At 75.0% G+C, this 8,871-nt stretch carries 9 protein-coding genes and 1 pseudogene; 6 read left to right on the top strand and 4 right to left on the bottom strand.

Annotated features, from left to right (window positions below; genetic code table 11):
• Positions 1-1,306, top strand: a pseudogene (locus KIK08_RS34935) (hypothetical protein); the annotation flags it as partial.
• A 6-nt stretch (positions 1,307-1,312) separates the two neighbouring features.
• On the opposite strand, the gene KIK08_RS34930 reads toward KIK08_RS34935, so the two are convergent.
• Complete coding sequence (locus KIK08_RS34930) at positions 1,313-2,791, bottom strand: helix-turn-helix domain-containing protein (RefSeq protein WP_214407597.1); 1,479 nt, start codon at positions 2,789-2,791, stop codon at positions 1,313-1,315.
• Between the two features lie 185 nt (positions 2,792-2,976).
• On the opposite strand from KIK08_RS34930, the gene KIK08_RS34925 reads away from it, so the two are divergent.
• Entirely contained in the window at positions 2,977-3,702 is a 726-nt protein-coding gene (locus tag KIK08_RS34925) for a response regulator transcription factor (RefSeq protein WP_308258084.1), read from the top strand.
• A 91-nt stretch (positions 3,703-3,793) separates the two neighbouring features.
• A complete protein-coding gene (locus KIK08_RS34920; protein WP_214407596.1) occupies positions 3,794-4,408 on the top strand; it encodes a DUF4126 domain-containing protein in 615 nt (204 codons plus the stop codon).
• 37 nt (positions 4,409-4,445) lie between these two features.
• On the opposite strand, the gene KIK08_RS34915 is transcribed toward KIK08_RS34920, so the two are convergent.
• Entirely contained in the window at positions 4,446-5,471 is a 1,026-nt protein-coding gene (locus tag KIK08_RS34915) for a 6-phosphofructokinase (protein ID WP_214407595.1), read from the bottom strand.
• A 188-nt stretch (positions 5,472-5,659) separates the two neighbouring features.
• On the opposite strand from KIK08_RS34915, the gene KIK08_RS34910 reads away from it, so the two are divergent.
• Together KIK08_RS34910 and KIK08_RS34905 are read left to right on the top strand one after the other, a co-directional pair.
• A complete protein-coding gene (locus KIK08_RS34910) occupies positions 5,660-6,511 on the top strand; it encodes a HipA family kinase (RefSeq protein ID WP_308258083.1) in 852 nt (283 codons plus the stop codon).
• Complete coding sequence (locus KIK08_RS34905) at positions 6,508-6,921, top strand: DUF3037 domain-containing protein (RefSeq protein WP_214407594.1); 414 nt, start codon at positions 6,508-6,510, stop codon at positions 6,919-6,921. Before KIK08_RS34910 ends, KIK08_RS34905 begins: the two co-directional genes overlap by 4 nt.
• A 60-nt stretch (positions 6,922-6,981) precedes the next feature.
• On the opposite strand, the gene KIK08_RS34900 is transcribed toward KIK08_RS34905, so the two are convergent.
• Positions 6,982-7,686 carry an ATP-dependent Clp protease proteolytic subunit gene (locus KIK08_RS34900; protein WP_250558441.1) on the bottom strand — a complete coding sequence of 235 codons (705 nt, stop codon included), beginning with the start codon at positions 7,684-7,686 and terminating at the stop codon, positions 6,982-6,984.
• A gap of 136 nt (positions 7,687-7,822) precedes the next feature.
• Between KIK08_RS34900 and KIK08_RS34895 the strand changes: the two genes are divergently transcribed.
• Positions 7,823-8,263, top strand: coding sequence for a hypothetical protein (locus KIK08_RS34895; RefSeq protein ID WP_214407593.1), 441 nt, complete (start codon positions 7,823-7,825; stop codon positions 8,261-8,263).
• Between the two features lie 3 nt (positions 8,264-8,266).
• On the opposite strand, the gene KIK08_RS34890 is transcribed toward KIK08_RS34895, so the two are convergent.
• The coding region (locus tag KIK08_RS34890; protein WP_214407592.1) for a VldE C-terminal domain-containing protein at positions 8,267-8,871 on the bottom strand (605 nt) is incomplete at its 5' end.

The raw sequence follows: 8,871 nt of genomic DNA, 5'->3' as shown, positions 1-8,871 counted from the left end.
AGGAGCTGCGATGAACACCACCGACGAGCTGGGCCTGCCGGCCGCGCCGCCGCTGCCGCCGGACGTGCGCGATCGGGCCCTGCGCACCGTCCTGGCGGGGATGGCCGGCGCCGGCGCGCCCGTGCGCAACCGTGCCCGGCGGTGGGCCCCGCTGCTCACCGCGGCCGCCGTGGTGCTGGTGGCGGTCGTGGTCGCGCTGGTGGCGCTCCCGGGCGCCCGCTCGGTCGGCCCGGGCCCGTCGGGGGCGCCGGCCGGTACGCCCACGTCGTCGCCCGTGGTGCCGACCGCCGCCTCGACGACCGCCCCGGCCCCGTTGCCGGCCGACGAGCTGCCGGCCCCGAGCGGCGACCCGGCCACGGACGCGGCGCTGGCCCGGTGCGCCACCGCCGTCGTGCGCAGTGGTCGCGCCGCCGAGTACCCGCCCACCTCCCGGTGGCGCGCGACGATGCACGTGGGCACCGGGGCCGTGGAGAGCGAGCTGACGATCGACGACGCGTTCGGCTGCCTGCTGACCCCCGCGTCCGTGGTGCTGTCGGGCACCCCGGGGACGCCGGAGCGCGGCGTGCGGGTCGTCGGGATGGCGCCCGCCATGCTGGTCGTGCTCAACCCGCAGGGGCGCCGGTTCACCATCGGGTCCGGGCCGACGGCGTGGTCCGACACCGCGCCCGTCACGTTCCTGCGGGCCGCGTACCTGCAGGTCGACGGCGTCCCGGCGGACGCGGCCACGGACCTCGGCGCCGTCCCCCTCGCGGTGGAGGGCGGCTACCAGGGGCCCGTCGGGCAACCGGAACCGGCGCTCACCCACGTCGACCGGGCCCTGCCGCACCGCGCCGACACCCCCGACGGCGCGGAGCTTGGCGAGTGCCTGGCGCTGCTGCCGGCCGGCACCTACACCGACCCCGACCTCTGGATGCCGGTGGCGCGCCACGAGGGCGGGGGGAGCGCGCCACCGGCCCTGGTGGCCAGGATCGGCGACCTCGCCGCCGGGTACTGCATCCAGGACCCCGCCGGCGGCCCGTCGTTCACCGGCGGACCGCTGCCCCCGGGCCCGGACGACGCGCCGCGACCGGTCGTGCGCTACCAGGGCGGCGCCGCGGCCATCCTGCTCACCGCTCCACCGGGGGTGACCCGCATGTCCGTCGTGCAGCGCGGCGGCCCGGGCGACCCGGCGGACTGCACGATCGCCGACGGCCTCGCCATGTGCACCCTCGACGACCCCCTGAGCAGCGGCTCGCCGGGCCTGGCGATGGAGGTCACCGCCTTCACCGCGGCCGAGCCGGCGGGCTTGCGGGTCTACGAGGGGTAGGGCTGCTCAGGCGTCGGCGAGCAGCCGGGCCCGGCGCAGCGCCAGCTCCGCGCGGCGGGGGTCGCCGGGGGCCAGCCGGGCGATCGCCCGGTCGTGCGCCTGCAGGTCGTCGCGGCCCAGGGGGTGCTCGGCGAACTCGGCGAGCAGGTCGGGGTCGTCGGCGTCCAGGACGGCGTGCCGCAGCCCCGCCGCCAGCTCCTCCCGCAGCTGCCGGATCTCGGGGGCGTCCGAGCGCGGGAGCAGCGGCCCGGCGCAGACCCGCAGCGCCTCGGCGGGCTGCCCGGCGCGCAGGGCCCGGCGGACGGCGTCGAAGTCGGAGTCGACGGCGGCGGCGAGGCGGTACGGCCGGGTGCGCAGGACGTCGGAGCCGATGACGCCGCGCAGCCGCAGGATCTCCCCGCGCACGGTCGTCGGGTTGCCCTCGTCGCCGTAGAGCAGCAGGGCCAGCCGCTCGGCGCTGAGGCCGTCGGGGTGCAGGGCGAGCACCGCGAGCAGCTCGGCGGGGCGCAGGGTGAGCGGGACGGGCGTGCCGTCCAGCAGGGCGGTGGGGGCGGCGTCGCCGGTGAACCGCAGCGACAGCGCGCGGTGCGGCTGCGGCGCGCTGGCCCGCTGCGGCGCCCGCAGCAGGTAGCCCTCGGCCAGCGGCTCGACCAGCATCTCGCGACCGTCCTCCAGACGGACGCGGTCGGCGCCGGCGTTCAACATCACCCGTTCGGGCCACATGCCGTACGGCTCACCGGCGATGATCCGCCCGGTCGGGGTAACGAGGGCTCCGGAACGGCCCCGCAGGCTGCTCAGGTGGGGCATGTTGCGCACCCGCAGCCGCTCGTCGGCGATCGCCATCCGGACCCGCAGCTGGTGCTCGGCGAGCTGGGCGGTGGCCGACACCAGCTGCACCATCGCCGGGTGCACGGTGTGCAGCGGCCCGGAGATGTCGACGGCGCCGAGGATGGCGCCCGTGTCCGGGTCGTGCACGGGGGCGGCCGCGCAGGTCCAGGCGTGGTAGGCGCGGACGAGGTGCTCGGCCGAGTGGATCTGCACCGGGTTGTCCACGGCCAGCGCGGTGCCCATCGCGTTGGTGCCGATGGCGTCCTCGCTCCACGCCGTGCCCGGGAACAGGCCGACGTCGTCGGCCGCGCTGAGCACGCGCACGGCGCCCTCGCGCCACAGGATCGTGCCCTCGGCGTCGGTGACCAGCATCATGTGCATCGCCTCGTCGGCGATGCTCACCAAGGTGCTGCGCAGCAGCGGCAGCACGTCCGACAGCGGGTGCGCCGCGCGCAGCTCCGGGACGTCGGCGGCCGGCACCACCACCGGCGGGGTGCGGCTGTCCGGGTCGACGTGGGCGGCCAGGCTGCGCCGCCACGATTCGGACACGAGGGGGCGCGGATCGGCGGGTGCCCTACCGCCCGCGAGTACCGCGTCGAAGACCTCGTGCAGCAGGTGCGCGTGGTCGACGGGGTCGTCGGCACCTCGAGTCGTCATCAGCACTCCGAGCGTCATCGCCCCAGGACGGGCACATCATCACCCACTGCTCCTAATGCAGCAAGACGCGCGTCACGTGCAACGTTCGGGCAACGCGTCAAGTCCTACAGTCCACAACAACCTCGGTCGTCGCCAGCCAGGCAGTCGACCGTCACACATCGCGGATCGCCGAGGAGGGTGTGCCCGTGACCACGGACGCAGTTTTGGACGCTCGTCCAGCTTCGCTGGACCCGGCCGGCGGAGCGATTCCCACCGCCCGCCGAACGGCCCGCCTGCTCGTCGTCGACTCCGAGGCGATCGTCCGCTTCGGGCTGCGCCAGCTGTTCGCCTCCGACCCGCAGCTCGCCGTCATCGGCGAGGCCGCGACCCCGCGCGACGCGCTGGTCATCGCCGACCGCTGCCCGCCCGACCTCGTCGTCCTCGACGTCGACCTGGGCCGCGGCGACGCCGCGGGCGTCGACCTGGCCCGCATGCTGCTGGAACGCCACCGCGGGGTGCGCGTGCTGGTGCTCACCAGCAGCCGCGACCGCGAGCTGATGATGCGCGCGGTGCGCCTCGGCGTGCACGGCTACCTGCGCAAGGGCGCCGAGACCGCCGACATCAGCCGGGCGGTGCACACGCTGCTGCGCGGCGAGAGCGTCTTCGACTCCCGCACCGGCTCCGTGGCCGCCGACGTGCTGCGCGACGACGACCGCCCGCCGGTGCGCGGGCTCGGCGGCGCGATGCTGACCGAGCGGGAGAACCAGGTGCTGCGGCTGCTCGCGGTGGGCATGTCCAACCGCGAGATCGGGCGCCGGCTGGTGATCAGCGAGGCGACGGTCAAGTTCCACGTCCGCAACCTGCGCGACAAGCTGGAGGTCCGGCGCCGCACGGAGATCGTCTACACCGCGACGCGCCAGGGCATCGTCTGACCCGGCCGCACCTTCGCTAAGTTCAGGAAAGCCACGTTCCTGTCCCCAGGGGGCAGCAACGTGGCTTTCCTGAACCAGGGGGACGGTGCCGGTGGAGCTGCTGCCGACGGTCGTGGCCAGCGGGTGGGCCAGCGGGATCAACGCCTACCTGTGCGTGGCGATGCTGGGGCTGCTGGGCCGCTTCGGCGGCGTCGACGCCGTGCCCGAGGTGCTGACCCGCACCGACGTGCTGCTCGTCGCCGGCGCGCTCTACCTGGTCGAGTTCGTCGCCGACAAGGTGCCCTACCTGGACTCGATCTGGGACGCCATCTCCACCGCGATCCGGCCGACCGCCGGCGCCGTGCTCGCCATCCTGCTCGCCGGCGACGCGTCCTCGGTCGAGCAGGCCGTGCTGGCCGCGACGGGCGGCGGGGCGGCGCTGGTCAGCCACCTGGTCAAGGGCGGGCTGCGGCTCGTGGTGAACACCTCACCGGAGCCGGTGACCAACATCGGCACGAGCCTGGCCGAGGACGTCGCGGTCGCCGGGGTGGCGACCATGGCCGTGCTCAACCCGGTCCCGGCGGCGATCATCGCCGGGTTCCTGCTGCTCATCGGGCTGTTGCTGCTGATCGTCCTGTGGCGGCGGGTGCGGCGGGGCTACCGGCGCCTGAAGGACTGGCGGGAGCGCCGGCGGGCCGACGCCCCCACCCACCCGACCCACCGCTGACCGCCCCGGCGGGCCGGCGCGGAACGCCGGGAAGGCGTCAGCCGAAGAAGACCTCGGCCTCGGCGTAGAGGCTCGGGTCGACGACCTTGAGCTCCTTGGTGGCCTCGCTCAGCGGCACCATCTCGATGTCGGTGCCGCGCAGGGCGGTCATCATGCCCCACTGGCCGGCGTGCACGGCGTCCACCGCGTGCAGGCCGAAGCGGGTGGCCAGCCAGCGGTCGCGGGCCGTCGGCGTGCCGCCGCGCTGCACGTGGCCCAGCACCGTGGTGCGGGCCTCCTTGCCGGTGCGCTTCTCGATCTCCTTGGCCAGCCAGTCGCCGATGCCGCCGAGGCGGACGTGGCCGAAGGCGTCCTTCTCGTCGCTGACCAGGACCTCGTCGCCCTCCTTGGGCATGGCGCCCTCGGAGACGACGATGATCGGGGCGTAGTCGAGGCGGAAGCGCGACTCCACCCACCGGCAGACCTGCTCGATGTCGAAGCGGACCTCCGGGATCAGGATCGCGTTCGCCCCGCCGGCCATCCCGGCGTGCAGCGCGATCCAGCCGGCGTGCCGGCCCATGACCTCGACGATGAGCGCCCGGTGGTGCGACTCGGCCGTCGTGTGCAGCCGGTCGATCGCCTCGGTCGCGATGTTCACGGCGGTGTCGAAGCCGAAGGTGTAGTCGGTGCCGTTGAGGTCGTTGTCGATCGTCTTCGGCACCCCGATGACGTTGACGCCCATCTCGTGCAGCCTGGTGGCGACGCCGAGGGTGTCCTCGCCGCCGATCGCGATGAGCGCGTCCACGCCCAGCTGCTGCAGGTTGGTCTTGATCTTCTCGACGCCGTCGGGCTCCTTGAACGGGTTGGTCCGCGAGGAGCCGAGGATCGTGCCGCCGCGGGGGAGCAGCCCGCGCACGGCCGGGATGTCGAGTGGCTTGGTCAGCGCCTCCAGCGGGCCGCGCCACCCGTCCCGGAATCCGAGGAACGAGTAGCCGTAGGCCGGGACGCCCTTGCGGACGATCCCGCGGATGACCGCGTTCAGTCCGGGGCAGTCGCCACCCCCGGTGAGCACGCCGACGCGCATGGGTTTCTCCATCGATGCAGAAGCACTACGAGCCGTCCACGCTAGCGGCGGGCCCCGAGGGGTGTGACGCCGCCACCCGTTCGGCCTCGTGGCCGCCCCCGGACACCCGTCGAGAACGAGGTTGTCGTGATCGAGAGGGCTTGTGGATCACGACAACCTCGTTCTCGACGGGGTCGTAGGGTGGGGGCGTGCTGCGGGACGTGACGGCGGTCCGGTACGTCACGCCGCTGCGCGAGGGCGGGTCGCTGCCGGGCCTCATGGAGGCCGACGACCTCGGCACCTACGTGGTCAAGTTCCGCGGGGCCGGGCAGGGCCGGGCGGTGCTGGTGGCCGAGGTGGTGGCCGGCGAGCTGGCCCGCGGGCTCGGCCTGCCGGTGCCCGAGCTGGTCACCGTGCAGCTCGACCCCGCGCTCGGCGCCTCCGAGCCCGACCAGGAGGTCCAGGAGCTGCTGCGGGCCAGCCCGGGGCGCAACCTCGGGACGGACTTCCTGCCGGGCGCGCTGGACCTCGACCCGACGGCGTTCCCGGTCGACGCCGGGTTCGCCGGGCGCGTGCTGTGGTTCGACGCGCTCATCGGCAACGTCGACCGGTCGTGGCGCAACGCCAACCTGCTGTGGTGGCACGGCGGCCCGTACCTGATCGACCACGGGGCCAGCCTGACGTTCCACCACGCCTGGTCGAGCGCGCAGGGCTGGGTGCGGCGTCCGTACGACGCGAGCACCCACGTCCTGCTGGGTCGCGCTCCCGACGTCGGTGCCGCCGACGTCGCGCTCGGCCCGCGGGTCACCGCCGAGCTGCTGGCCGGTGTGGTGGCGGCGGTACCCGACGACTGGCTGGTCGACGAGCCGGGCTTCGCCGGGCCCGACGACGTCCGGGCGGCCTACGTGCGCCAACTGCTGGCCCGCCGCGACGCCCGCGACGCCTGGCTGCCCGGCGTCGCCGCCGCGGTGGCCGCCGCCGCCGTCGACGGCCTGGACCGCTCGGTCCCGCAGACGCACCCACCGGACTGGATCGCCCGGCGGCTGGGGAAGCGGGCATGAACCGGCACGCGTTCGAGTACGCCGTGCTGCGGGTGGTGCCCCGCGTCGAGCGCGGGGAGGCCATCAACGCGGGTGTGCTGCTGTACTGCCGGGCCCTGGACTACCTGGGTGCCGCCGTGCACCTGGACACGTCCCGTCTGGCCGCCCTCGACCCGCACGCCGACGCGGACGCCGTCGGCTGCGCGCTGGAGGCGGTGGCGGCGCAGTGCAGCGCGGGCCCGGCGTCGGCGGCGCGGTTGGCCGGCCCAGCCGGCGACGAGGACCGCGGGCGGCGCTTCCGCAGGCTGACGGCGCCGCGCAGCACGGTCGTGCAGGCCGGGCCGGTGCACACCGGTCTCACCGCCGATCCCGCCGCCGACCTGGCCCGGCTGCTCACCGCCCTCGTCCTCCCGGTGCCCCCACCCCGTTGAGAACGAAGTTGTCGCGAGTTGGACCGGTCCAAAATCACGACAAGTTCGTTCTCGACGGGTTCAGGGGGTGACGACGTGGTCGACGAGGCCGTAGTCGCGGGCCTCGGTGGCGGTGAACCAGCGGTCGCGGTCGGAGTCGGCGGTGATCGTCTCGAAGCTCTGGCCGGTGTGCTCGGCGATCAGCTCGGCGATCTCGCGCTTCATCGCCCCGTACACGCCCGCCCGGATCGCGATGTCCGAGGCGTTGCCGCCCATCCCGGCCGATGGCTGGTGCATGAGGATGCGCGCGTGCGGCAGGGCGTGGCGCTTGCCCGGCGTGCCGGCGCTGAGCAGGAACTGCCCCATGGACGCGGTGAACCCGATCGACCAGGTCGCCACGTCCGGCTTGACCAGGCGCATCGTGTCGTAGATGGCCATGCCCGCGGTGACCGAGCCGCCCGGTGAGTTGATGTAGAGCGCGATGTCGCGCTCGGGGTCCTCGGCGGACAGCAGCAGGAGCTGGGCGCAGATCCGGTTGGCGATCGCGTCGTCGACCTCCTGGCCGAGGAACACGATCCGCTCGGCCAGCAGCCGGTCCACCACCGGGTCCGGGACGGCCGGCGGGGCAGGCGCGTGCAGCACGGGCCCGACGGCGGGCGCGAGGGGCTGCGGCTCGGGGCGCGGCGGGTGCCTCGGCGCGGGCGCGGGGATCTGCGGCTCGTGCCCCTGCCACGGCTGGGCCGCGAGGGGGTGCACGGAGGCCATCGGACGGAACTGCGTGGGCATGTTGCCTCCCGGGGGTCGTCGGTCCACCCGACGCTAGGCCGCGACCGCGCCGGGGACGGCCGTGTTCGCCCACAGCGGGTGCTGTTCGCCGGTGGCGATCGGGGTTTCGGGGCGGCGGCCGCGGGAACCGGGTGGGGTGAGCAGCGATGCGGTCGACGCCGAGCACTCCCGGCCGGAAGGTGCCTCCGACGAGCTCGTGCAGGCCGCCGGCACGATGTCCGAGGCGCTGGAGTACCTGGAGCGGGCCCGCGGCCACCTCTACAGCTTCCACCAGCTGATGGGCCGGGCCGACCTGCTGCTCGACGACGCCGTCGACGGTCTGCGGGGGACCGGCCACGAGGAGCTGGCCGAGCGGGTCGCGACCGGGCTGCGCGGGGCGAACGTGCTGGCCGGGCGCTGGACGTTCCAGGTCGTCGAGGAGTTCGACGACGGCTACTACGCGACGTTCCGGGAGATGGAGCGGGCGGTGCGCGAGGAGACCATGGGCGGGCGGCGGCACGTGTTCGAGGCCGAGATGAAGCAGCGGCGGCGCACCCGCGGGCGCCGCGGCCACGAGGCCACCCCGGGCGACGCCTGACCGTCAGTCGCAGAGCTCCGCCGAGGGGCGTCCGTCGGGCGCGGACCGCTCGAACGAGACGTGCACGTGGTCGAAGTGGTTGGCGGTTGCCCCGCCGCGGTCGGCCATCGGCTCCCACCCGTCGCCGTAGTTGACGCGCTGGCGCCAGATGACGTAGTCGACGCCGAGCTCGTCCTGGTTGGCCAGGGTGCACGCGGCGATCCGGTCGCCGCGCTCGCGGCCGGTCATCAGGTCGACGGCGTGCCCGCTGGGGTGGTCGGAGTAGTTGCCGCCGCGGGAGGCGACGCCGTGCAGGGTCGGCTCGTCGTAGAGGCACGACAGGAACCGGGCTCCGGCGCGGACCCACGGCTTGACCGCGCCCAGGCCGTCGAGGTCGGCGTCGCAACGGGCCGCGGACTCCCGCTCGGCGCGCTGCCGCGCGGCCTCGGTCAGGCCGGCCGCCTTGACCAGGTCGGAGACCCGCAGCTGCGGCGGTTCGGGCGCGGCGTCGCCGGGCACCGGGGCCAGCGGGGCGATCAGCCGGGGCTGCGCGTCGGGCGTCGGCCGGGCCTCCGCGACCTGGGTCAGCAGCGCGGTCGGCGCGGCCGCCGACGGGGCCTGCGCGGCCA

The organism is Pseudonocardia lacus (assembly GCF_018531445.1).
In the GTDB taxonomy this organism is placed as follows: domain Bacteria; phylum Actinomycetota; class Actinomycetes; order Mycobacteriales; family Pseudonocardiaceae; genus Pseudonocardia; species Pseudonocardia lacus.
The sequence above is the reverse complement of the archived record's forward strand: the minus strand, read 5'-3'. Positions and strand labels throughout refer to the sequence as shown.

What these genes read in the sequence shown, in the direction of transcription:
- KIK08_RS34930 (WP_214407597.1), bottom strand. Translation starts at nt 2,791, where the DNA reads ATGACGACTCGAGGTGCCGACGACCCCGTCGACCACGCGCACCTGCTG.
- KIK08_RS34915 (WP_214407595.1), bottom strand. Translation starts at nt 5,471, where the DNA reads ATGCGCGTCGGCGTGCTCACCGGGGGTGGCGACTGCCCCGGACTGAAC.
- KIK08_RS34905 (WP_214407594.1), top strand. Translation starts at nt 6,508, where the DNA reads ATGAACCGGCACGCGTTCGAGTACGCCGTGCTGCGGGTGGTGCCCCGC.
- KIK08_RS34900 (WP_250558441.1), bottom strand. Translation starts at nt 7,686, where the DNA reads ATGCCCACGCAGTTCCGTCCGATGGCCTCCGTGCACCCCCTCGCGGCC.